The following is a 25,294-nucleotide window of genomic DNA, read 5'->3' as shown; positions in this document are numbered from 1 at the left end:
TTTTCAAATAAATGATAAAATTACATATACACAAAATCCTTGAATTTCAACTAAGGAAATGCATCTGTTTACCATTGCAAATAGCTTTCAAAGCTTCACCTGCATCGGCAATTTTTTTTCACAGCTTTAATTTTTTGTCCGAATAAAGGAGTTGGAAGGACTTAAAATTTGGATATAAAAAAAGTACCGGTCAGTGAACCGATACTCCTGTTATTATTTAAAATATATTCAATTATTATATTCTAAATTTAGTAATTTCTGTATTTAATGCTTCGGCTAATTCTTTCAGATCCTTAGCTTGATTTGACAGCTCTTCCGCTGCTGTAATCTGCTCCTGAGTGCTTGCTGTAATCTGCTCTGTTGCAGCTGCCGACTCCTGTGCAACCGCAGATATATTTTCTATTGATTCCAGTACATTATCTTTTGATTTCATTATGTCTGCCACTGACTTTTCAGTAATACCGATATTTGCCAATACTTCTTCCATAGATCCAAACACCGTGTCAAACAGCTTTTCCGTACCCTTAACGGCATTTATCTGTTCATTAACCACTTCATTAGATTTAAGCACCTCACCTACAGTATCATCAGTTTTATGACCTATAGAAGAAATAATACCATTTATAACTCTGTTAAATTCCTTTGATTTTTCTGCAAGCTTGCTGACCTCGCTTGCTACAACCGCAAAGCCCTTTCCCGCATCGCCTGCACGTGCTGCTTCAATAGATGCATTCAAGGCTAAAAGATTGGTCTGCTCAGAAATAGTATTCTGCATTTTAAGTATTTTCTGAATTTCCTTCATACTATTACTTAAATCATTTATGTTGGTATACACTTTATTTGTAGTATCACTTACCTGAGCCGATTTCAAGTTGAGTTCATTAATAGTGCTTGCCGCATTTTCATTTAATCCGCTTATTCTGCTTGCTATCGATATTACCTTAGCCACATTTTCCTCAACGAAGGCAATTCCTTCAGACAATTTACTTATATCCGCAACACTGTCGTTTATCTCTGAAGCTTGGTCTGTTGAACCCATAGCCATTTCCTGTATTGATTGAGAAACCTGTTCTGAAACCGAGTATGTCTGTTCTGATGCTGTTGCTATCTTGTCTGCCGAAGAAAAGACATGCAGAGAGGACTCCTTCACCTTCTGTATAAGCAAGCATATATTTGAAATCATGTCGTTGTAATTATTACAGACATCTGCAATTTCATCTTTTCCGTTATCCTTTACATGGTTTGTCAAATCACCCATTTTTGCCTTTTTCATAATGGCCACCAGCTTGCTTAAAGGCTTTGACACGCTTCTGGCAATAAACAGGCATAATAAGAATGCCGCTATAATACAAATAAATCCGATAAAAATTATTTTCGTTCTCAGCTCATTAGCCGCACTATTTAAATACTCATATGGAATTACAGACACAACATACCAATCCTTATTGCCTATTCTTGAGTATGTAACCAGGCTGTCAGCATCACTGACACTAATATCCAGATTTCCCGACTTGTTTTTTGAATCGGCGGCAGCTATTTTTTTTATTTCACCAGCAATAAGCTTAGAATTATCATTTGAAGAATCAACGGCATAACTTTCCGTATTTCTGGATGCCAATATTGTTCCTTCACTGTCTACAACAAACACCGGAAATATTTTATTTGTTTCCTGATCTTTTCCGATATCCAAGCCTTCAAACCCGCTGGCAAGATAATTTGTTTTAGGGATTAATACCATTTTTGCTATTACCCCCCCGCTGGTGACACCCTTTACATTTTGAAGGATTCCATAATAGCTGACTGTTTTACCCGATTGCACAAAATCCATATAAGACCATTGTAAACGCTGTGCATCCGTCTTGGCTGCTTTTTCTTCATCAAGCTCTGCCTGTCCCCGGTTAAAAACCTGAACTTGGGAAAAATCCTCTCCATGTATTATTGCACAATAATCCACATCATCCGCATCAACAAACTTTGTCATCAAATATTCTGTAATAATTTTAACCTGCTCATACTGATCAAATGCACTTCCTGTATTATACTTCAATACCGCATTCTGAATATTTCTGTCCAAGCCTATGTCATTGATGTATTCTTCCATTCTGTTTATCTTGTTTTCCAATACGACACCGGTTTGATCCATAACCTGCAGGGAATATCTTTTTACTTTATCATCAATTGTCTCTGTTGAGGAATTGTAAGAAAATATGCCGGTAACCGAAATCACAGCAATTAACAACAAAACAAAGGATGCAATCAATCTGGTTTTAATCTTAAATCTTCTAAGAAATACAAACCTTCCGGATAAGCCTGAAACTTTATCCGGACTCTTTTTGCCACCATCAATCATTTTCCTCTTAAATAATTTGTTAGCTGAAGATGAAAATATTGAAGTAAATTTTGCAAAAAATGATTTACTTTTTAATCCTATATTATTTGTATTCATAATTCTCCTTTATTTTTACCTGTGATTTATTATGATACTATAAATGAAAATCAAGACTACAATGTTTATTTAATTTCACTGTTATTATTTTACACAACGTACATTAAGTCCCTATAATATTATATCTTACGTTACTATTAATTTCTTTTCAAGTACTTTTTTAACAATATTTCTAAAAATTTTTCAAATACCTTCTTTTACTCGGCTTATATAATAAAAAGCATGAAATAGATACGTTCTATATCATGCCCTTTGTAATACAATTAATATATTATGTTAATTATCTGCTGTTCTCCATTGGCCCTCAATGTTATCAAAACAAGCTATAAAAGCCTTCAATTGCTGCAAATACCACTGACGGCAATATCCGTCCCAATATCAGCCACAGGCATTGCTGCTTTGCCGTTTGAGTCCACAGCCAGCGTTTTTTTAGCATCGCTTCCAATTGCCACTGAAATATTTTTAGGTACTTTATAGCCTTCTTCCGGAGTTACGGTTAAAATCAGTTCTCCGTCTAAAACCTTGTCAGTAAGCTTTCCGTTGACAATAGAAGCTTTTATGCGGTATGGCAAGGTATTGTTTTGCAAAGCCGCCGCAATAACCGTATAAATAACCTCATGCCCCTTGGCTGTGGGGTGCGGATCAAAGGTTTTCCCCGAATCGGCATTTATAAGTGCAGTTTCCGATCCGGCCTTTTCAAAAGCCGAATATACATCAGCCACCAAATAATTTTTCCCATTTTCAGAATCTTTAATTATTTTTGCATTCATATCCTCAATCGCTGTGTTGCAAAAGCTTGTTATTTGTAAATCATAAGGTTTATATATTGTCTGCACTATAATTTGAGCATCAGGATTCAGCTTTTTTACAGCCTTTATTATATCCGCAAAGTTACCCTCTTTATTATTTGCCGGATTTCCCACAAAGGTTTCGGTAGCTGCCGACACCTTTTCCTTCAGGCTGTCTTTAGCACTTTTATTAAAAAGAAACTCAACCGTTACCTTAAGTATTTCCTGCTTAGTTGCATTAAAAATACTCCTGCCCTCTCCCAATTTACCGTTTAATACCTCTGCTAATGCCAAGAACACATCATTTCCGCCAATTGATATTGTTATAATCCCTGCATTTTCTATTTGAGATATGACAGCTTGCTGTTCTTCTGTCACAGGATTGGAAATCACCTGCAAAAATCTTGTGGAATCTATTCCGTCTATTCCTAAATTTACAGCTTCCTTGCCCAACTTATTTCCAAGCTTATTAACAAAGCTCTTTTCACTTGATTTGTTCTCTATGTCATTGCCGTCAAAGCTTTCCAAGCCATATCCCGTAGTAATGGAGTCCCCTAATGCTACATAGGTAGAATTTCCGTCTGCCTCATTAACCGGAATATATGTACTTATAATCTCTTCAACTACATTATTCGGTGCATAAGCAGGCAAGGAGACTCCAATTAATGATGCAATTCCCAGTACAATCGAAAGCATTTCTTTCATCTTCTTCATATAATCAGCTCCAATTTCTGCAAAATAATCTTCCGCACATATCGTAGAAAAACTATACCAATACAAAGAAAGTTTACTGTCGTAGAAAACCTCCGTAGATGCCCTCTGAAAGGGTAGTAAATCCTCGCATTAATACCCCGTATTTTTAAAATTATACTGAGTATTTATACCTATTTATTATATATATTTCTGGCGGGTTATTCAAATTAAAAAAATGTAACAGAAGTTTAATACGTCTGACATGTAGAAGATAGTACCATTTATTTTAAAGCATCATTTTATAATGACACCCTATTAAGGATATGCTAAAATGTATTCTTGACACTTTATTTGTATAAGAGGTAAAATATGAAGCTTTGGCCAGATAGCAAGCCATATAATTCAGTTAATAATTATTATCAGAAAATTTTTGGCCGCAAGGTATATAAAATTTCTTTGGATATCGGGTGTACCTGCCCTACCAGAGACGGCACAAAAGGCACCGGAGGCTGTACCTTTTGCTCGGCAAAAGGCTCCGGCGATTTTGCCATAGCGGGAGAAACAGCTATTCATAAAAAAATTGATTCAGCTGTTGAAATGGTGGCCGCAAAAAGCAGCTCAGATGGTTACATTGCATATTTGCAATCATTTACCAACACTTATGGCCCTGTGGAAAAATTAGTTCCTGTCTATGAAGAAATCCTTACTGATGAAAGAATTCTCGGATTGTCTGTCGGTACAAGACCTGATTGTCTCTCACCTGACATGATAAAAGAGCTTGAACGTTTATCCCGGATCAAGCCTTTATGGGTTGAGCTTGGTCTTCAAACAATCCATCAAAAAACGGCAGAGCTTTTCGGACGGGGATATGATTTATATGTTTATGAAAATGCAGTTTCAATGTTGAATAGCGTTAATGTCCCTATTATTGTCCATTTGATTGTAGGGCTTATGGGCGAAAATTATTCCGATTTTATGGAAACCATAGATTATGTGGCAAAGCAGACCCTAAACGGATTAAAAATGTCCATGCTGCATATCTTGGACGACAGTCCCTTATATAAAGACTATTCGGAAAAACCATTTCCCTTGCTGAATGAGCTGACATATATAGAATGGGTTGCAGAAGCAATTACACGAATACCTCCCGATATGGTTATTCACAGAATAACCGGAGACGGAAACCGTAAGCATTTAGTTGAGCCTAAATGGAGCGGGCACAAACGCCATGTTCTTAATGGCCTGCACTGCTATATGGCTAATCACGGCATGTTTCAAGGCCTTAACTTTGAAGGTAAATAAGTCAGTAACAGATGTCATTATAACAAGTCTGCCGGAAGAAAATTATTTGGTGCTCAGGTAATATATTATTGCCAATTTTTTATTACCAAATCATGTAAAAACCTAATACCGCTATTTAAATTTATACCGGCTTTCTTCTTAGAGTTCTTATTGATATCTCATGCTCCCCAAGCATTTCGTGGATTGATTTATTGTTTTCAATTATACTGTCAAGCTTCATATTAGCTTCTGTCCTGAATTCAGTCAAATCAGCAGTTTGGTTATATACCGCATCCAACTTGTTTTCAAGCCTTTTTTGACCCTGCTCAAGCTTTCTTTGGCCTTCTTCAAGTGAGCTTTGACCCTGCTCAAGCTTTCTTTGGCCTTCTTCAAGTGAGCTTTGACCCTGCTCAAGCTTTCTTTGGCCTTCTTTTAAGCCTCTTATATCAATTTTTATGCTTCTAAGCTCTTCAAGAACCAAATTTTGAAATTCCTCGTTTGTCATTAGAAACCTCCTTTAATTTATTATCATTTTACCAAATTCAGATAATAAATACTATACTAAAAACAAGTTTTTAATAGCTTTCATGCTTTAAATATCCCCGTATATAATATAGTACCGGTTTTAAGTTAAAATACTATTTACACTGTCTTTTTTATATCATAATTTGTTATGTAATATTGACTTTATACCAAGGGCCATGATATCCTTATGTAAGGTTAACATTACGCAAGGAGAACAATATGAAAAATCGTATCAAAGAATTGCGTGAAGCAAAGGGACTTACCCAGGAGCAATTGGGTGAACTTGTCGGAGCCTCCAGACAGGCTATTCTTGCAATAGAAGCAGAAAAATTTGAGCCTTCCATCTGGCTGGCATATGAAATTGCAAGAGTATTTTCATGCTCAATTGAGGAAGTTTTTTTATTCGAGGAAAGCACCCGTAAATCCAGAGCAGAAAGCAGCAGGAGGTAAAGCTATGGCAATCCGACAAATCCGTTACGACGGTGATCCAGTTCTGTCTAAGAAATGCCGCAAGGTAGAAGCAGCCGATGACAGGATACGCAGTATCCTAAATGATATGATGGACACCTTGCAGCATACAGAAAATGGTGCTGCGCTGGCGGCAAATCAAATTGGCATTTTGAGGAGATTGGTGGTTATAGATTATTGCAATCAATACTTAAAACTCGTAAATCCACAAATTATAGGATACAGCGGTGAGCAGGAATGTATCGAAGGCTGCCTGAGCTTTCCGAACCGCTTTGTAAAAACTATCCGTCCCCGGCAAGTAACCATACAGGCTTGGAATGAATATGGCGAGGAAATTTTGCTGTCCGGAGAAGGAGAAATGTCCAAATGCTTTTGTCATGAAATTGAGCATTTGGACGGAAAAATCTTCTTGGATAAAGCGATTGAAGAGCTGAAATTATGAGATCCCAGCCACTTTTTTATATAACTAAATTCAATTATTGTTCCGGCCTCCGCAACGGTCTTTTTTAGAGTGCCTTTGTTTTCTGCTTTCAACCGCAGTTTTGCATATCCCATACACCGTCTGATTTTACTTGCAGCTTTATAATTTATCTGTTGCTGACATTATCGTTGCTGATTGCCTTTACCTTATTTACATATATATCCGTCAATTCATTGGCAAATTCCTCTGAATATCCGTCACTGATTACCTTGCATACCGGCTCCTCGGCGTCCGGCAGCACCAGAACCCAGCCCTTGTCACTGAGGACCTTCACTCCCTCGGTTGTTTCAATATCAGCGCCTTCGTTCTCCTCAATTATTGCTCTTATTACCTTTCCCTTTGCCGACCAGGGACATTTGACCTCTTTCTTTAAAATATGAAAATCCGGTATCATATCAACTATTTCACTAAGCTTTAAATTATTATCAGCCATATAATCAATTATTTTCACCAAGCCTTCAATCACATCAAAATTCATGGCAAAGAAATCATTTAATTTTTCTCTGTTCTCGTCACAGAGCATTTTCCCCATAAGCTCTTTTGTTGAGGTCTTAGTTCTGATAACCTTTCCGTTGTTCTGCATTGCCATTTTTTCAATTACCCCGCTGGCATTCAACGGCACAACCACCGTATTTCCTTTTGTCTTTTTAAGATGAATCAAGGATATCAGAGCAATATACAAATCGTCGGTTATAACCCTGCCCTTAGTATCAACAAGCATTATTTTTTCATAGGAATTTTCAAAATACACTCCAACATCAAACCCTCCCTGACTAACCTTGCCGGTAAGGGCCTTAATATCTGAAAAAATACTTTCACTTCTTTTGTGAATCCTGTCCGTATTAGGATTTATAAACTCAATCTCACATTTAAGTCCGGCAAAAATCTTTTCAATAATACTTTTCAGATAATTGGACTTGGCTATCACAGCAATTTTAAAGCCATGCTCTTTTGCAAGAACTCCGTTAAGGATTGTCTGCACATAGTAAACACTGTGGTCTGGAATTGCTACAATTGGCTTAATTTCATTGAAGGAGCAGCGTACAAAATCCTCTCTTACAAAAAAGTTCTCAATTTTTCTCTCTTCATTTCTGTTTATATTACTTCCCAAGCTGTTTAAAACATCTATTACAAGCATATCATTTTCTTTTCCGAATGCAGAAATATGGATGCCTCCGTTCAGATTATAAAACCTTATAGCAGACCTTGTGACAGGCAATAGTCCTGTCCCAATATCATAAACTTCTGTTCCTGAGGACATTAAGCCTGACATTAATGATGTTTTCACCATTATTAATGCATCAATGTCATCACAGCAAACAGCTATTTTCGAATCCTTGCTGCATATGGCACCGTAGGTTGCCCCAAGCTTTGACGCAAATTCAGGGGTTATATCCATATTTATTTCTCCCGAAACCCCTCTGTTTCCGAATAAATTCTTAGAATACTTTGAACCCCATACTAAGTTTGAATTCACATCTGTTCCCGCCTCAATGTGCTTGTTTGGCCAAACCTTTATATCAGGCTTTATGGCAGAGCACCTGCCTACAATACAATTATCCCCTACGACAGAGCCCTGAAATGCCGCCGCATTCTCTCTCAGCTGTACCTTATTGCACAGAATGCAACCTCTGAGCTGTGTTTGGTTTTTTAATGTGCAGCCCTTCCACAAGATACTTTTTTTAATTGAGCTGTTTTCATGTATATGGCTTGATTCTCCTATTACGGAATAGCTTCCTACCGTGCTGCCGCTTTTGATTACCGCATTTCTGCCAATCAATACCGGAGGTTTAATTATGGCATCCTTTTCAACTTCGGCCCCTTCGCCAATCCAAACCCCCTGCCTTACTTCCTTTTCATCTAGCCTGACATTCACTTTTCTGTCCAATATATCATTGTGTACGGTTATATATGCATCCATATCACCTATATCACACCAGTAATCCTCTGTAACATAGCCAAACATTGGTTTATTCTGTTCTAAAAGAACCGGAAACAAATCCTTGCTGAAGTCAAAAATCTGATTCTCCTTTATGCAGCTTAAAACTTGCGGCTCGATGACATAAATACCGGTATTCACCGTATCACTGAAAACCTCTCCCCAGCTTGGCTTCTCAAGAAAACGGCTTATTCTTCCGTTTTGATGAGTAACAACAACGCCATACTCAATAGGGTTTTCTACCTTTTTCAAAACAAGAGTTACCAAAGCCTCACTTTTTTTGTGGAATTCCAAAGCTCTATCCAGCTTTATATCAGTCAATGCATCACCGCTGATAACAATAAAGGTTTCATTCAGGAAAGCTTCCGCATTTTTTACACTTCCGGCAGTTCCCAAGGGATTTTCTTCCGTATAATATTTTAAATTAACTCCAAATTCACTTCCATCTCCAAAATAGTCTTTAATAATTTGAGGCATGTACGCAAGTGTAACTGCAATATCCTTAATACCATGTTTCTTTAATAGTTCAATAATATGTTCCATTACAGGCTTGTTAACAATTGGTACCATAGGCTTTGGACGGTTACAGGTCAAGGGTCTTAATCTTGAGCCCTCTCCGCCTGCCATAATCACAGCTTTCATCAGATCCATCCTTTCAAATTTTGTTGTGTGACTAAAATCAATTACGGTTCAAGCCTTCGACTTTATTTATATCGGCCGCTGGTAATTGACCTTGCTCCATATTATGTCGAATTAAATCTGTAAATTTCAATGCAATTAACTAAAAGTCAATTACTTTTCAGAACCCCGCACGATAAAATACCCGTCCGGTAATAATTGACTCAGTGAAAACATACAAAGCAGAATTTAAACAGAAACCTGTTTTGCTGCTTCATTAAAAATATTGATTTATTAAATATTTTTACCTTAACAATATAAACTATTCGAATAGAGTATCTGGAATATATGGAAATAGAAAAATGTAATAATTTGTAACATACTTTTATATGAATATTTTCCCGCTGTTTTAATTTTTATAATTATATGACGGCTATATCAGCTTTAGTATAATGATTTTTACGATAAGAAATTTACGAATTGACTAAAGTCAGCTACTGTTCAAGCCTTTGAGACGATATTTATATCATCTTGATAGTCGAATCAAGCTTTTAAGCTAATTTTGAACGCATTTTGAATTTGGAAAATTACAAAGCAAAAACTCCTGATTGACTATATAACGCCAAAAAGGAGTTTGTTTATTATAGATATCAACCATTTTTCTTTTTAGATACAACATCAAATATAACAGCTGCCAGAAGAACCCCTCCCTTGACAACCTTCTGGTAATTGGCATCAACCCCCATAATACTCATTCCGAGATTGATTACACCCATAAATACCGCACCTATTATAACTCCTGACACCTTACCTGTTCCGCCGTATGCAGATGCACCGCCGATAAAGCAGGAGCTGATAGCATCCATTTCATAGTTCTGCCCGTAAGTAGGCTGTGCTGAAGTCATACGGGCAATTGTCATCATGCCTGCCAAGGCAGATAAGAATCCCATGTTTGTATATGCAAAGAAATAAATCCTATTTGTATCAATGCCTGAAAGCTTTGCAGCCTTTTCATTACCGCCCACTGCATAAAAATGCCGGCCAAGTGTAGTCTTTGCCGTTATATATGCATATGCCAGAACAACAATTGCAACAATAACAAGGGCAGTTGGAATACCTCTGTAAAGTGCCAGCTCATAAGAAAATACCAGTACAACCGCTGAAATAACAGCCGACCTTGTAATCATCGCCACAATGGATTCCATCTCATATCCTTTTTTGGCTTTTTCAATCCTGCCTTTGATTTTTACAGCCAAAAATATTATACATGTAAGAATACCTGCCAGCATAGCCGTTACATTAAACCCATCACCGCCCAAGAAATCCGGAATATAGCAGTTCGCTCCGCCTCCGAAGGTTCTTATAAAGGCTTTATCGGTTAATGAAACTGTCAGCCCCTGCAAAACCACATTAGAAAGTCCCCTGAAAATAAACATGCCTGCCAAGGTTGTAATAAAGGGAGGCACCCTGACATAAGCAATCCAGAAGCCCTGCCATGCACCTATTGCAATACCCATGACCAGCATAAAAGCAACCGCAATAATCCAGTTAACATCATAGGTCTCCATCAATTTTGCTCCGACCGCACCTACAAAGCAAACAATTGAACCTACCGCAAGATCTATGTTACCGCCTGTAAGAATACACAGCAGCATGCCTGTTGCCAAGATAAACACATATGCATTCTGAGCAATCAGGTTACTTATATTTTGCGGAAATAATATCTTTCCGCCGGTTTGCCAGACAAAAAACAACGTAACCAGAATCAGCATAAGTATCATCGTATTTGATTTTATAAATGAAATAACCTTTGTTTTATTCATGCTCTATGCTCCTTTACCTCTTTTTTTCAAAATATGCGCCATTATATTCACCTGAGTAGCTTCAGCCCCCGAGACTTCGCCGACAAATTTCCCTTCATCCATAATGTAAATACGGCTGCACATACCTATTACTTCATTAAGCTCTGAAGATATCATAATAACCGACTTACCCTCAGCAACTAATTTATTGATAATACAATAAATTTCATATTTTGCACCCACATCTATGCCTCTGGTTGGTTCATCCAAAATAAGGATATCAGGATCAGCAAACATCCATTTGGCTAATAATACCTTTTGCTGGTTACCGCCGCTTAAATTGCCGGCTTTTTGTTCAACGCCTGAACATCTTACATTTAGCTTCTCCTTCTGGGCAACAGCCACCCGGTACTCCTTATCCTCGTCAATAACTCCCCTGCTGCTGACCCCCGCTAAATTAGCAAGAGTAGTGTTATGCTTTATGGAATTGGACATAATCAGACCGCTTCCCTTTCTGTCCTCGGTAACGTATGCCAACTTGTGCTTAATTGCATCGCTTACGCCGTGTAAATTAACTTCCTTGCCATTAATAGCAATCCTGCCGGAGATATTTGTTCCATAGCTCTTTCCGAATACGCTCATAGCCAGCTCTGTGCGGCCTGCACCCATAAGGCCTGCAATTCCTACCACCTCTCCTTTTCTTACGGTCATGCTTACGTTGTCAACCACCTTACGTTCAGTGTAAAGAGGATGGTATACATTCCAGTTTTCTATTTTAAGAGCAATCTCCCCGATATTTTCTTTCTCTCTGACAGGATACCGGTCAGAGATGCTTCTCCCCACCATTCCTCGAATTATCCTGTCCTCCGTAATTTTATCCGCGGCTTTGTCCAATGTCTCGATAGTTGCTCCGTCACGAATAACAGTGATTTTGTCTGCTACATATGATATTTCCTCCAATTTATGAGATATAATGATTGAAGTCATTCCCTGCTTTTTAAATTGAAGCAGCAGATCCAGAAGAGCTCTGGAATCCTTATCATTTAACGATGCGGTCGGCTCATCCAGAATAAGTAAGCTTGCATTCTTTGCTAGAGCCTTTGCTATTTCTACCAGAGACTGCTTACCGACACCTATATCCTTAATCAATGTTCTGGAGGATTCTTGCAGACCCACTATGCGAAGATACTTATCCGCCTCGCCATAAGTATCATTCCAGTTAATTGCAAAGGCTTTTCCCCTTTCATTCCCAAGAAACATATTTTCTCCGATTGTCATATAAGGTATTAGTGCCAGCTCCTGATGAATTATAACTATACCCTTTGATTCACTGTCAACAATCCTTGAAAATTTGCATATATCCCCATCATACACTATATCCCCTTCATATGAGCCATAAGAATAAACACCGCTTAATATATTCATAAGTGTGGATTTCCCCGCACCGTTCTCACCTACTAGAGCATGTATTTCTCCCTCTTCAACCTTTAAGTTAACGTTGTCAAGTGCTTTAACTCCAGGGAAAGTCTTGGTTATATTTTTCATTTCAAGTATCACCTTAGCCAAGCTCATACCTCCCAAATTTTAATTACGCTTTTATATCAAGACCAACCAGATAATATTTGGTTAAAATAACAGGCAGGAATTATTCCTGCCTGTTATTTTATTATGAAAAAATTATCCTAAAGTCAATTACAGTTCAAGCCTTCACGATGATATAAGTATCGCGGCGATATGACTATCATCTATTTAGTTGAATTAAGCATATAAGCTATAAAACACAGTTTTATTTTGACTTTGGCCGATAGTAATTGACTTTTATATTATCCTCAGCTGCCTTATACCCTTTGTATCAGATTGCCCTTGTGCTATTTCAATTGAGCTTCGGTATAATATCCCGAATCAACCAATAACTCCTTGTAATTGTCCTTATCTGCAAATACCGGCTCACAGAGGTATGAAGGAATAATTCCTGTTCCGTTGTCATAGCTCTTGGTATCATTAACTTCTGCTTTTCCGCCCTTCATAACAGCATCAACCATTTTAACAACCTGAGAAGCTAAGGTACGGGTATCCTTGAATATTGACATTGACTGCTTTCCGGCAATCATGTTCTTAACATTTGCAATATCACAGTCCTGACCTGTTATAACCGGCCACGAGCCTTTATATGATGCGGTTAACGCATTTGTAACTCCAAGAGCCGTAGAATCGTTTGAGCAAAGGACTACATCAAGCTTTGTTCCGTCTGCGTAGAAGGAGGAAATGATATTTTCCATTCTTGACTGAGCTGTTTCAGTTGCCCAGTTAGCTGTGGCTACTGTAGCAAAATCAACCTGCTTTGACTTGACAACCAACTTGCCTGAATCAATATAAGGCTTCAGAACATCCATTGCACCGTTATAGAAATATTTTGCATTGTTATCTCCCGGGTCTCCTGTAAATATTTCCATATTGAAGGGGCCTGCGGCATTTGCCAGATCCAATGCCTTTTCGATGTATTGTCCCTGTTTTGTACCAACCATATAGTTATCAAAGGTAGCATAGTATGAAACAGCATCTGAATTCATAATCAAACGGTCATACGCTATTACAGAAATGTTTTTCTCCTTTGCCTGAGCCAGAACTGTTCCGAGAGAATCACCGTCGATTGAAGCTATTACTAAAAGGTCACATTGATTTGCAATCATATTTTCAATCTGAGAAACCTGAGTCTGTATATCATTACTTGCATACTGCAAATCAACCTTGTAGCCTGCGGCTTTCAGTTCCTTTTCCATATTTGCGCCGTCTTGATTCCAGCGCTGTAAATCCTTTGTAGGCATAGCTACACCGATTGTTCCTGTTTTTGCCGAGGTCGGTGAGCCCGAGGAAGCAGCAGCTCCGTTATCCGCAGTTTTACCACAGCCGGCAAACAATACAGCTAATAAAGACAAACAAACAATTGAGCTTAATAACCTTCTTTTCATTGTAAATCCTCCTTAAAAATCATCTGATATATCTTTTATGAAACAAATATAACACAATGCTTATAGGACTTTGTTTGCGACCTTCTGCAAATTTTCATCATTTATATATCAGCAAAATTAAGGATTATCCGGTATCAGTCTGTTTTTGTGCTAGCCTCCCGCAAAAAAATCCTATCATATGCTAAAGCCGGGCTTAAAATCAGCGCTTATTCTGAGGAACATTTAAATATACATCCTCCTTCAAATGAAAGCCGCTGTCTATGATAACTTCATCCATATTATCCCTGTTCACGGCAATTGGTTCAAGGGCAATATAAGGAACGTCATAGGTGCCGTCATATATTGTCTGCATATCTTCCAGCTTATTCCCCTGTATAAGCTTTACCGCATACTCGGCTGCCTGCTTTGCAAGCTTATCCACCGGCTTATACACAGTCATCAGCTGCGTACCCTCCGCTATACGCTGACAGGCTGCCAAGTCAGCATCCTGCCCTACAACCTTCACCTTGTCAATAAGACGTTTTTCTGATAATGCCCTTACTCCCTGAGTTGCCAGATCATCATTTCCAAACATTATTGCATCTGCTATTTTTACCTTGTCCACGTTGTCATAGATATACGAGGCTGCCAGCTCCGCCCTCCAGTTTTTTGCATATGCAATATCAATTATATATATATTATTATCATTCATAACAGCGGAGAAGCCCTTCTTAACAAGAGACACATTATTATCCATCGGAGACCCGCAGAGCATCAGAACGCTTTTGTTTGGAAGCCCTGCCGAAACCATGGCTTCTGCCATCATTTCGCCAACCTTTTCATTATCAAAGGATATATAAAGATTTGCATTGGCATTTTTTATAAGCCTGTCGTAAGAAATTATTTTTATACCGGCATTTCTGGCTTCCAGCACCACTTTTGAAATTGCTTCCGAGTCAATAGGAATAATAACCAGAGCATCGATATTTTTATTAATGAAATATTCAATTTGCTCTTTCTGCTTATTAACATCACCATTTGCATTCTGTACATTAACTTCTGCCCCTAACCCTTTTGCGGCAGCTACAAAAACATCCCTGTCAAGCTGCCACCTCTCAATGACAAAGGAATCAAAACACATGCCGATCTGGATTTTATCCTCCTTTATCCCTGTATCCGCACTTTCACTGTCTGTGCTGTTACATGCAGCCAAAAGAATTATTACTGTGATAAGTGACATAAAAATCAAAACCATTCTCTTTAAATTTCTTGTCATTTTCATTACGGTTAGCCCTTCTTTCTCTCTTTATAATCCGTTGGCGTAACTCCGACGTTTTTTTTAAAAGACCGGCTAAAATAATTCGGGTCTGAATAACCGACTTTCCCGCATATCTCCTTCATACTGAAGTCTGTATTTTCCAACAAGTCCTTTGCCTTGTCAATTCTTATATCTGTAAGATAGTCAATGAAGTTTACTCCCGTTTCCTCTTTAAAAATCTTGCTGAAGTAATAAGGACTAATATTAACCTCCCTTGACACATCATCAAGGGATATTTGCCTATTGTAGCAGCAGTTAATGTATGCTTTTGCTTTCCCGATTACATTGGTGGAGCGTTCCTTCTTCTTGCCTGATATGTTAAGGCAGGATAATCTGATTTTTTCCGTAAACCAACTACGGATGCCATCAAGCTCGTTAATTTGAAGCAGCACAGGAAGGTAATCCTGTCTGGATAAAAATTCATAAGTCATTCCTCCGCTTTCATATACTATATGTTCACTCCATAATACAAATTCCAAAGCCTTCAGCTTAATATCCATAATATGCTCCGCATAATTAGCCGCCATCCAGTCAAAGAAATGGTTAGCTGCCGCAACGGCCCCGGTCACGTCTCCTTCCCCGGTATATTCGAAAACAGCTTTTTCGTATTCAATAGGATAATCAGCTTCATAATCACAGGAATTTGACATATCATCCACATGGGCTACCAATGTCGTTGTATGAATCAACGTGTTAAGCGCCTCATTGTAAGACTCCATGGCCTCATCAAAATTATGGATGGAACCTATACCCACACGGAAATTTACATTCAACCGCTTTTTTAAGGCTCTGATCAGTTCCCTTGACTTATTAATCAATTCGATTCTGTCATTGTACTCCATTCCCTGATGATTTGCCGGTACAAAAACAGGAATTTTATTTGCCATGGCTGAACCTACTATACATTGAAAGCTGCCCTTTACAATTTCGCGCACAATACTGTAATTGTTCTGTATATGCACGCCGGCACCGACTGCATTAGTCATGTGATTGCCTTCCTGCTCCTCACCGCTCACAAGAACAATAGCATAACCGCAATTTTCCCTTATTCCCAGAAGCTTTTTGTAATTTTCAACATCCTCCTTGAAATATTCATTGAACAATATACTGTTAATCAGACCGTTTTCAATTATTGGAACAACGGTTTCCAATTTTTCACGAATAATCAAATCCCTTCTTCTTTTTTCTCTTTCCCTTTCGATAATATCCATTGCTTTTTTTATAACCTGCGTGATTTTCGTTCTTGCCACAGGCTTGTTCAGATACTCCAGCACCCCCAAATTTATCGCGTCCTGAGCATAATCAAATTTGTCATAAGCCGACAGTATTATAAATATGGTACTTGAGTGTATCTCTTTTATCTCTTTTATAGCTTCAATTCCGTTAATTCCGGGCATTTGAATATCCATAACTGCGATATCCGGCCTGAAGCTTTCCGCAAGCTCTATAAAGCCGCGGCCGGTTTGAGCCGACTCAATAATACACTGATTTGCAAATTCCTTTTCAAGGATAAACCGCAGCGAGTCAATAACTATTCCTTCATCATCGGCAAGCATTATTTTATACATTAGGACCGTTCTCCTTCTGTGCTTTCGTCATTTTTATACGGTATAAATATCAAAACCTCTGTTCCTTTATTTTCTCCTTCACTGATTATATTAAACACATCCTCATATTCATAAAGCAGCCTAAGACGTCCTATTACATTTCCAAGACCCACGCCGTTTGAGTCTGCGGACAATTCATCTGCTTTCAGCCGGCTGTTAATTATCTTGTCAATCAACTTCCGAGACATGCCGATACCATTATCCTTTATGCTTATGCAAACCTTGTCCTCCTTGCTGAATACCGATAATTCAATAAGGCCCTGCCAATCAATATTCCTGATTCCGTAATTTATACTATTCTCAACAATAGGCTGCAAAATCATGCTGGGCACACGAATTTTCATATATTTATCCTGTGTATACTTTCTGAAATGAATTTGTCCTGAAAACCTTACATTCAGAATATAAATATAATTATCAACCATTTCTATTTCCTCACCGATTGTTACTGTGTCATTGTTCTTTCTGACATTGTACCTGAAGAAATCAGCCACATGCTGTACATATTCATAGGTCCTGTCGGCACCTTCCATCATAGCCAGCTGGGCGCCCGCATTTAACGTATTGAAAAGGAAATGCGGATTAATCTGTGCCTGCAGATATTTGAGCTGTGCATCCTTGAGATGGGTCTGCATAAGAAGCTCCCTTTCCTCCATCCTTCTTTCCTTATTCATGCCATCCTTCAGCTTTTCTATATATATCTGTATGTTTACCACCATTTTATTAAAGGCTGTGCTGACCACGCCCACCTCATCCTTTGCAGCCACCTCCACCAAAGCTACATCGAAATTTCCTCCGGCCACTTGATTTGCCGAGCTTGCCAAAAGCTTCAGAGGATTTGTAATGGTTCTTGTCACAAGAACTATAAGAATAACACTTCCTACCGCAACCACTATCATAATAATTATGCTGACTGTTTCTATATATTGAAGAGACTCAGCCAGTATTTTATAGTTTGAAGAATTATTTTTAAACTGCTCATTATTGAGACTATAAATATATACATTAATATATCTGTATAAATCAGCAGCATTTTGATAGAACACCTTGTATTTTTCTACATTTCGCCCCCGCTTGGCTTCAATGGCTTGATTTGTTGTCTTTAAATAGCTCGCTGACATATTTTTAATGCTTCGCTCCATATTGTTCATGGGATTATTTGTTATATCAGCACTTATGTTATTTATGAGATTTGTATAATCCTGTTCATATCTATAATAATTTTCAATGGAGTCCGATGTTTTTGTATCCAGATAATCAGTAAGACTGGCCTGCAGGCTTTTAAGCGTATCCGCCAGTTCATTCAATCTTATATTTCCGAAATATACCTGTTCAAGCTGCTTAACCATTACATTTATGTTGAAATACATAAACATATTAACAGTCAATATAATCATTGAAGTTGCAATAAACACCGTAATTAATTTAACCTGAATAGTAATATTCTGCATTTCGTTTTTGAGCCTATTCAATAACCGATTCATCAGTGTCTCCCAAATATTTATTAACATTATCAGCTGTTATGACTGATATATCCACATCAAAATAAGCACTTACATGTCCTGTTTTTTTATACTCCTCCAATGCCTTTATACAGTCAGCCCCAATCTGCTTGGTGTCTACTGAAATAGTGGAATAAATTACATTTCTTTCAATGCCTCTCAGTATTGTATCTGAATCATCGTATCCAATTATATTTATTCTGCCTACCTTGTTATAGTCAACGGCTTCCTGGTATACGCAGGTTGTGTTAAGTTCATCCATGCAAATAATAATATCAGGCATATCCACCTGCTTTATAAAAATATCTCTTATAAATTCTTCGGCTGCAAATGCTGCGTTATTGCTGATAGCTATAGTTTTCAAGTCTATGTTTTCAGGGGTTGGGCAGTCCTTTACAGCATCCTTTATTCCTGAAAAAACAATATTTTGAATATTATTATCCGTATTGGCATTCATTAAAACCAGTACTGTAGTTTTTGAGGTACCGTTTTCAATACCTCCCGATGCCTTTACAATTTCACAAACCTGTTGGCCGTATGCCATACCGAGATTATAGCTGTTTACTCCCACAAAACTTTTTCTCATACTGCTATTATTATCGTTTACTGCCGTAACAACAGGTATGCCCGCATCGTTTGCTTCATTTATAAGCCTGGTTATTTCGGTACTTTCGGCTGCCTCTAAAATAATTCCGTCAACTCTGGAATTAATTGCAATCTGCATAAGAGCCGCCGTTGAATATTCTTCACTTAAATTATTTCCAAGCACTTCAATATAGCTGTTTTCATCAAGTGCCTCCTTAGCTCCTTCATATACTCTTTTCCAAAAATACGATTTCCTGTTGCCGCTTATCATTACATAGTAATTGTCATATTTCTGGTATTCTTCTCCCATAATCTCTTTTGTATTGTTATCTGTAAGCTCTTTTAAATAGACTAAGCAGCCAATAGTCAACAAGAGCATAAAAATAATAAAGCAAATAGATGCTATTATAATCGGTTTGGTATTTACTTTTAAAGACGAATCACTTTTTTTGCTTTTAAACATCCTGATGCCTCCCTAATGCTGTCTCAAATAAATGATTCTTGGAATATGTATTGTAGAATTTGGCGATAAAGCAAATTACTATCTGCTTAAGCCCTAATTGACTCCAGTCAGAAAAGACTGCCGCAGAATATTCCTCGACACAATAAATTTTAATTATTATTTATTATAATACTGAAATCGAAATAAATTCTGCAGCAGCCTTAGTTTTAAATTATGTTAACTTTTATATAATTAATCCAGCTTCAAGACACTCATAAAAGCTTCCTGAGGAACTTCAACAGAGCCTACCTGACGCATTCGCTTCTTTCCTTCCTTTTGCTTTTCAAGCAGCTTTCTCTTTCTTGTAATATCTCCTCCGTAACACTTTGCAAGAACATCCTTTCTGAATGCCTTAACTGTTTCCCTTGCAATAATCTTGCCGCCGATGCATGCCTGAATAGGTATTTCGAACATCTGTCTCGGAATTGCCTCTTTAAGCTTTTCAGTCATTCTTCTTCCCCGTGAAACAGCCTTTTCTTTGTGAACAATAAAAGACAGCGCATCTACAACCTCACCGTTAAGCATTATATCAAGCTTTACCAGATCAGATTCCCTGTAGCCCAAAAGCTCATAATCAAAGGAGGCATACCCTTTTGTCCTTGATTTAAGTGCATCAAAAAAATCAAATATTATTTCATTCAACGGCATCTCATATGTCAAGATTGTTCTAGTTGCATCAAGATATGACATATCCTTGTATATGCCTCTTCTGTCCTGACAAAGCTCCATAATATTTCCCACATAATCGGTAGGCACCATTATTGTGGCTTTTACAACAGGCTCCTCCATCATATCTACCTCTGTCACAGGAGGAAGATTTGTGGGATTGTCTATCATAAGCACTTCGCCTTTTATAGGGGTAACTCTGTAAATAACACTCGGTGCAGTCGTCACCAAATCAAAATTGTATTCTCTTTCCAGTCTTTCCTGTATAATTTCCATATGCAGAAGGCCAAGGAAGCCGCATCTGAAGCCAAAGCCCAGCGCAACCGAGGTTTCAGGCTCAAAGGTCAACGCAGCATCATTTAATTGCAGCTTTTCAAGAGCATCCCTCAAATCGCCGTACTTTGAACCGTCTGCGGGGTAAATTCCGCAGAAAACCATTGAATTAACCTTTTTATATCCGGCCAGAGGTTCTTTTGCCGGATTATTAACCAGAGTAATTGTATCACCAACCTGCGTATCTCTTACATTTTTGATACTTGCCGCAATATACCCTACCTCACCGGCCCTCAGCTCATTTGCCGGAGTAAGTCCTCCCGGCTTCATATAGCCTAATTCTGTTATCAGAAATTCCTTTCTGGTATTCATCATTCTTATAGTATCTCCTGCTTTTACAGTCCCCTCCATAACACGCATATATACTATAACACCCTTGTAGCTGTCATAAAAGGAATCAAAGATCAGCGCACGCAAGGGTGCCTCCTCATCCCCTTCAGGGCATGGAATCATTGAGACAATCTTTTCCAGAACCTCGTCAATATTTATTCCGTTTTTAGCAGAAATCATCGGGGCCTCCGAGGCATCCAAGCCAATAACATCCTCAATTTCCTTCTTTACCTCATCGGGCTGCGCACTTGGCAAATCAATTTTATTTATAACAGGCATTACTTCAAGATTATGATCAAGTGCCAGATATACATTTGCCAAGGTCTGGGCCTCTATACCCTGCGCGGCATCCACGACAAGAACTGCGCCGTCACAGGCAGCAAGGCTCCTTGAGACCTCGTAATTGAAGTCCACATGCCCCGGAGTATCAATTAAATTGTATATATATTCATGCCCATCAGGAGATTTATATATCATCCTGACAGCCTGTGCCTTTATGGTTATACCTCTTTCTCTTTCAAGCTCCATGTTGTCCAGCACCTGCTCCTGCATCTCTCTTGAGGTGAGAACCCCTGTCTTTTCTATCAGTCTGTCTGCAAGAGTAGACTTTCCATGGTCAATATGAGCAACTATGCAAAAATTCCTTATATATTTTTGTCTTTCACTTGGCATCCGTTAACCTCCACGCGCTCAAATAAATATTCAAAAAACAGTACCGCCGCGCAATTAATTATACCATACCATTCCAAACGTGCAATACAGATATTTTATAAATAATAAAGAGCCGTAGCCTATATACTGCGATCGGCACAGCTCTTTCACTTTTCACCATAAAAATAAGCCTTTACACTATTTATATCTTTAATTAAATATTTTAAATCAAGTGTAAATTTACTGTTCAGTATATTCACATTGCATTTATCAGAAGCAAGCATTTCTAGCTTAAACAGCTCAATGCGAGGCTCACCGTACATTACATAGCTTTTATTCAAGTCTACCACAAGCAATCCCGAAAAAAGCATCGCCAGAAAAAGAAATATGACAATTGCTATTTTCAGTTTATAAATTCTCTGCTGTCTGAATCTGATTTTTCTGTTCAAAGCTGCCTCCGTAAGCTAAATAACTGTTGCAAAGCACTGCTGTTTTATGTCCTTAGTCTATAATCCATAATCAATTCAAACTGCCTTCAAATCAGCTTAAAAGCTTACTTCAACTAAATAGACGATATGAATATCATCGCGAAGGCTTGAACGGTAATTGATTTTGGCAAAAGCCCTGCAAGCAGGTATTGTATATTATTAAAAGTATAGCTGTTTATATTTTTGACAAAGCGAGGCCTTTTTAGTCAGGGAGCTTATACAAAAAAGCCTGCTTATCAATTTTCAGCCGGGAACATTTATTTATCAAATAAAGCTTTCATGGGTTACTCATTTATACATAACATCATTTATGGCCTGAGCCAGATATTTTGTACTTCTGACGCATTCATCTATTACATTGCCGTCACCGCCTATTTCAACAATGACCGAGCCATTTGTCAAATGCTGGTTGTATCTGCTTTTGCTCAGGTAAATAGGCTTTGCAAGCCCGGGGCATATTTCATTCAACCTTGCCTGAATTTTTACAGCCAGCTTCAGATTATCCTTCCAATTTGGATTTGAGAGCTTTGAATCGGTTCCTATTACAAACATTATTTGTGCCGCATCCTTGCCGTCAACCTTCTTGACAACCCTGAGCTTTTCTCCGCTTACCGCATCTCTGTGCAGGTCTATTGTCATTTTAAGTGAAGGATACTTATTTACATACTTTGTCAGTGTCTTAAGAGAGTTGACATATGAACTGTTATAATCCTTGTCATGGATAGTTACATCATGCAGTACATCAATTTTAAACTTTTCAAGGTCACTTACAAGGGAATTTCCCACCCGTGTAACATTGTATTTTGAATCTGTTGTCCGTGAGGCTATATTTTTCATTGCAAGCTGGTCAAGGCTCTTCAAGAAGCTTTCTGTTGTATGCGTATGATAGACCAGTATTTGAGGACCCTTTTTATCAGGAAGCTTGAGAGGTTCTTTTAATAATTTATTTATATCAATGCTGTATTTTGTCTGATTTATAATGTTAACCTTTCCGCTTGTAACAACTGAACTATTTTCCTTTTCTTCATGCGACACATCATCTTCATAGGTTAAACAGCTTGAAGCCTCTTTAAAGGCACCGTCCTGCCCTTCTTCAGCGGCCTTGTTTTCCTCCTTGGCCTGTGCGGCAGCAGCCGCCGTCTTTGCCCCGGCCTCCTTGTTTTTCTTTTCCTCTGCCTCCTTCTTTTCCTTCTCGGCCTGCAGCTGAACAAGATAATTCTGATATTCATTACTATAAAACATTTTAAAATATGGATAGTTTGCATTTAATATCGTTATGGGATTATACCTGTCCATGCCAAATGATTTAAACAGAATATCATTGACCCTGTCTAAGGCTTCATAATCAGAGGCCTTCAGCTTTAGTGCCTCTGCAGCCAGAATAGCCTTTGAGCCGCTGCTGACACTGTTTTTATCAACACTGCTTATCCCTATATTTGCTGCTTTGAACGCAAGGCTGCCCAATAAAATTCCGCCTACCGCACATAAAATAATAGGCATCTTGGTTAAGCTTCTTCTGCTGCTGCCAATATTCTGACTGCTATATAAATAGTCGCCGCTTTGAATTTTCATTATGACCTCCGCGCCGATTCCGGCATTAATAAAAATAAAATTATTGCAAGGTTAGTATAATCATGTTTTTTTAAAGCTTTTTAATCCAAGCTTCCCTATATCCGACTAAGTATTCTAAATAAATATATTCTGATACCCTGAAAAATATAACCGGCTTGTACAAATTAAAAATCAACATTATTTTTGGGAAATAATGTAAAATAGTTCAGTAACTGTTTTTTTCGAAAAGATAAAAACAGAGCTGTATTAATATTTATTAAATATTCTCATTTCAGAAACGGGGGACAAAAGGAATTGAAATTTTACACCATCAAATGCTGCATTTGCAACAGCGTACTGTTAAATCTTCCAAAAGAAGAAGTTGAAAAGCTGAATAACCTTACCTTCAGATGTGAAAGCTGCGGACACCGGCTTATTCTAAAAGGAAACTCGGTTATCCACGTCAAAAATAATGATTCAATTTACAATTTTTTAAAGTATGATTATACATAATTTTAAATGTTTTTGCCATGTTCGTACCTGCCACTAATGTTTTCAAAAATTTAAAAGAAAACGAGGCTGCAGGATGCCTTTGTTTTTGTTACAGCATATCTTATATTTTTATAATTTCTTTTTTAATCCTGTAACGGATAAGAATCTCATCAGATTATCCATCGTAAGCGCTAAATCCCTTCTGCATCGCTGTTTTGCTTTATAGAAGGGTACAGCCACACGATTTATGCTGAAAACAGCACATACTCCTTCTGCATATGCTCCTTCAATATCCTCTCCAATATCACCGACTATTGCAATAAGAGGTATTCCGGCTTTCTTTGCTCTGCGTGCAACACCTATTACAACCTTGCCCCGAAGTGACTGAGAGTCTATTCTGCCTTCGCCGGAAATTACCAAATCCGCTCCCTCAAGCATTGAATCAAACTTTACAGTATCCAGCACAGTTTCAATACCCATTTGAAGCCTGCTGTTCAAAAATGCCGCCATGCCTCCGCCCATGCCTCCTGCCGCACCTGCGCCCGCAATGTCCCTAATATCTTTCCCTGTATCTCTTTTAATAATCTCAGCCAAATGCATAAGATTTTCATCAAGCATTTTTACAACAGCTTCGCTTGCGCCCTTCTGGGGGGCAAAAACAGCCGCTGCTCCCTGCGGGCCGCAGAAGGGATTGTCTATATCACACATAGTAATTATCTCTATTCCGTCCAAAGCAGGATTAAGCCTGCTTACATCAATGGCGGCAATCTGTCCCATTGTTTCTCCAACCGGTACAAAAGCTTTGCCTAAGCTGTCTCTGAAGCTGACTCCAAGTGCGCAGGCGGCTCCAGTACCTCCGTCATTGGTACAGCTTCCTCCAAGTCCTACTATTATTCTTTTGCATCCTGCTTGCGCCGCATGAGCAATAAGCTGTCCAACGCCAAAGGTAGTGGCCTTTTCCACATGCTTGCTGTCTCCCACCATCGGAAGCCCTGCCGCGGCAGCCATTTCGATAATTGCCGTCTTGTCCGGCAGAATGCCGTAAAAGCTTGAAGCCTCTTTAAAATAAGGCCCCTTAACATTAAGTATAACCTTTTCGCCTCCTGCGGCAGACAGAAAAGCATCCACACTTCCCTCTCCGCCATCGGCCACAGGAATGCTTACTATCTCGGCAAACGGAAAATATTCATGAACAGCCTCTTTCATAACCCTACATATTTCACCGGAAGACATTGTACCCTTAAAGGAATCAGGTATAAGCAATATTTTTCTCATTATTA

18 protein-coding genes are annotated in these 25,294 nt (G+C 38.3%); 3 read left to right on the top strand and 15 right to left on the bottom strand.

Annotated features, from left to right (window positions below):
• Window positions 1-235: 235 nt before the first annotated feature.
• Window positions 236-2,446: a methyl-accepting chemotaxis protein gene (locus LY28_RS10505; protein ID WP_110462142.1), complete on the bottom strand. Its 2,211-nt coding sequence runs from the start codon at window positions 2,444-2,446 to the stop codon at window positions 236-238.
• Window positions 2,447-2,781: 335 nt separating this feature from the next.
• On the bottom strand, window positions 2,782-3,948 hold the full coding sequence (locus tag LY28_RS10500; RefSeq protein WP_133250188.1) for an SGNH/GDSL hydrolase family protein: 1,167 nt from the start codon (window positions 3,946-3,948) through the stop codon (window positions 2,782-2,784).
• A gap of 348 nt (window positions 3,949-4,296) precedes the next feature.
• Here LY28_RS10500 and mnmL point away from each other — a divergent pair, with 348 nt between their 5' ends.
• Window positions 4,297-5,229, top strand: a complete 933-nt coding sequence (mnmL, locus tag LY28_RS10495; RefSeq protein WP_110462140.1) for a tRNA modification radical SAM protein MnmL/YtqA — start codon at window positions 4,297-4,299, stop codon at window positions 5,227-5,229.
• A gap of 121 nt (window positions 5,230-5,350) precedes the next feature.
• On the opposite strand, the gene LY28_RS10490 is transcribed toward mnmL, so the two are convergent.
• On the bottom strand, window positions 5,351-5,713 hold the full coding sequence (locus LY28_RS10490) for a hypothetical protein (RefSeq protein WP_110462139.1): 363 nt from the start codon (window positions 5,711-5,713) through the stop codon (window positions 5,351-5,353).
• 239 nt (window positions 5,714-5,952) lie between these two features.
• Here LY28_RS10490 and LY28_RS10485 point away from each other — a divergent pair, with 239 nt between their 5' ends.
• Together LY28_RS10485 and def are read left to right on the top strand one after the other, a co-directional pair.
• On the top strand, window positions 5,953-6,183 hold the full coding sequence (locus tag LY28_RS10485) for a helix-turn-helix transcriptional regulator (protein ID WP_110462138.1): 231 nt from the start codon (window positions 5,953-5,955) through the stop codon (window positions 6,181-6,183).
• Window positions 6,184-6,187: 4 nt separating this feature from the next.
• Entirely contained in the window at window positions 6,188-6,643 is a 456-nt protein-coding gene (gene def, locus LY28_RS10480) for a peptide deformylase (RefSeq protein ID WP_110462137.1), read from the top strand.
• A 145-nt stretch (window positions 6,644-6,788) separates the two neighbouring features.
• On the opposite strand, the gene LY28_RS10475 is transcribed toward def, so the two are convergent.
• The 12 genes from LY28_RS10475 to LY28_RS10415 form a co-directional block, all read right to left on the bottom strand.
• Window positions 6,789-9,263 carry a mannose-1-phosphate guanyltransferase gene (locus LY28_RS10475; RefSeq protein ID WP_110462136.1) on the bottom strand — a complete coding sequence of 825 codons (2,475 nt, stop codon included), beginning with the start codon at window positions 9,261-9,263 and terminating at the stop codon, window positions 6,789-6,791.
• A 626-nt stretch (window positions 9,264-9,889) separates the two neighbouring features.
• Window positions 9,890-11,062: a multiple monosaccharide ABC transporter permease gene (gene mmsB, locus LY28_RS10470; RefSeq protein ID WP_110462135.1), complete on the bottom strand. Its 1,173-nt coding sequence runs from the start codon at window positions 11,060-11,062 to the stop codon at window positions 9,890-9,892.
• A 3-nt stretch (window positions 11,063-11,065) separates the two neighbouring features.
• A complete protein-coding gene (mmsA, locus tag LY28_RS10465; protein ID WP_110462134.1) occupies window positions 11,066-12,607 on the bottom strand; it encodes a multiple monosaccharide ABC transporter ATP-binding protein in 1,542 nt (513 codons plus the stop codon).
• A 302-nt stretch (window positions 12,608-12,909) separates the two neighbouring features.
• A complete protein-coding gene (gene chvE / locus LY28_RS10460; RefSeq protein WP_110462133.1) occupies window positions 12,910-14,010 on the bottom strand; it encodes a multiple monosaccharide ABC transporter substrate-binding protein in 1,101 nt (366 codons plus the stop codon).
• Between the two features lie 199 nt (window positions 14,011-14,209).
• Window positions 14,210-15,271: a substrate-binding domain-containing protein gene (locus LY28_RS10455; RefSeq protein WP_110462132.1), complete on the bottom strand. Its 1,062-nt coding sequence runs from the start codon at window positions 15,269-15,271 to the stop codon at window positions 14,210-14,212.
• A gap of 5 nt (window positions 15,272-15,276) precedes the next feature.
• On the bottom strand, window positions 15,277-16,875 hold the full coding sequence (locus tag LY28_RS10450) for a response regulator transcription factor (RefSeq protein WP_110462131.1): 1,599 nt from the start codon (window positions 16,873-16,875) through the stop codon (window positions 15,277-15,279).
• On the bottom strand, window positions 16,875-18,398 hold the full coding sequence (locus tag LY28_RS10445; RefSeq protein ID WP_110462130.1) for a sensor histidine kinase: 1,524 nt from the start codon (window positions 18,396-18,398) through the stop codon (window positions 16,875-16,877). The genes LY28_RS10450 and LY28_RS10445 overlap by 1 nt, the downstream gene beginning before the upstream one ends.
• A complete protein-coding gene (locus tag LY28_RS10440; protein WP_110462129.1) occupies window positions 18,379-19,464 on the bottom strand; it encodes a sugar ABC transporter substrate-binding protein in 1,086 nt (361 codons plus the stop codon). Before LY28_RS10440 ends, LY28_RS10445 begins: the two co-directional genes overlap by 20 nt.
• A gap of 231 nt (window positions 19,465-19,695) precedes the next feature.
• The gene (gene lepA / locus LY28_RS10435; protein ID WP_110462128.1) at window positions 19,696-21,504 is read right to left on the bottom strand and encodes a translation elongation factor 4; all 1,809 of its coding nucleotides are present in this window, start codon (window positions 21,502-21,504) and stop codon (window positions 19,696-19,698) included.
• Between the two features lie 146 nt (window positions 21,505-21,650).
• Window positions 21,651-21,932, bottom strand: coding sequence for a hypothetical protein (locus LY28_RS10430; RefSeq protein ID WP_110462127.1), 282 nt, complete (start codon window positions 21,930-21,932; stop codon window positions 21,651-21,653).
• Window positions 21,933-22,259: 327 nt separating this feature from the next.
• On the bottom strand, window positions 22,260-23,543 hold the full coding sequence (spoIIP, locus tag LY28_RS10425; protein WP_110462126.1) for a stage II sporulation protein P: 1,284 nt from the start codon (window positions 23,541-23,543) through the stop codon (window positions 22,260-22,262).
• 600 nt (window positions 23,544-24,143) lie between these two features.
• Window positions 24,144-25,289 (bottom strand): glycerate kinase family protein, encoded by a 1,146-nt coding sequence (locus tag LY28_RS10415; RefSeq protein WP_110462124.1) that lies wholly within the window; start codon window positions 25,287-25,289, stop codon window positions 24,144-24,146.
• Window positions 25,290-25,294: the final 5 nt, after the last annotated feature.

Source organism: Ruminiclostridium sufflavum DSM 19573 (assembly GCF_003208175.1).
Taxonomy (GTDB): domain Bacteria; phylum Bacillota; class Clostridia; order Acetivibrionales; family DSM-1351; genus Ruminiclostridium; species Ruminiclostridium sufflavum.
Note: the sequence above shows the minus strand (reverse complement) of the source record. Positions and strands in the feature narration are given on the sequence as shown.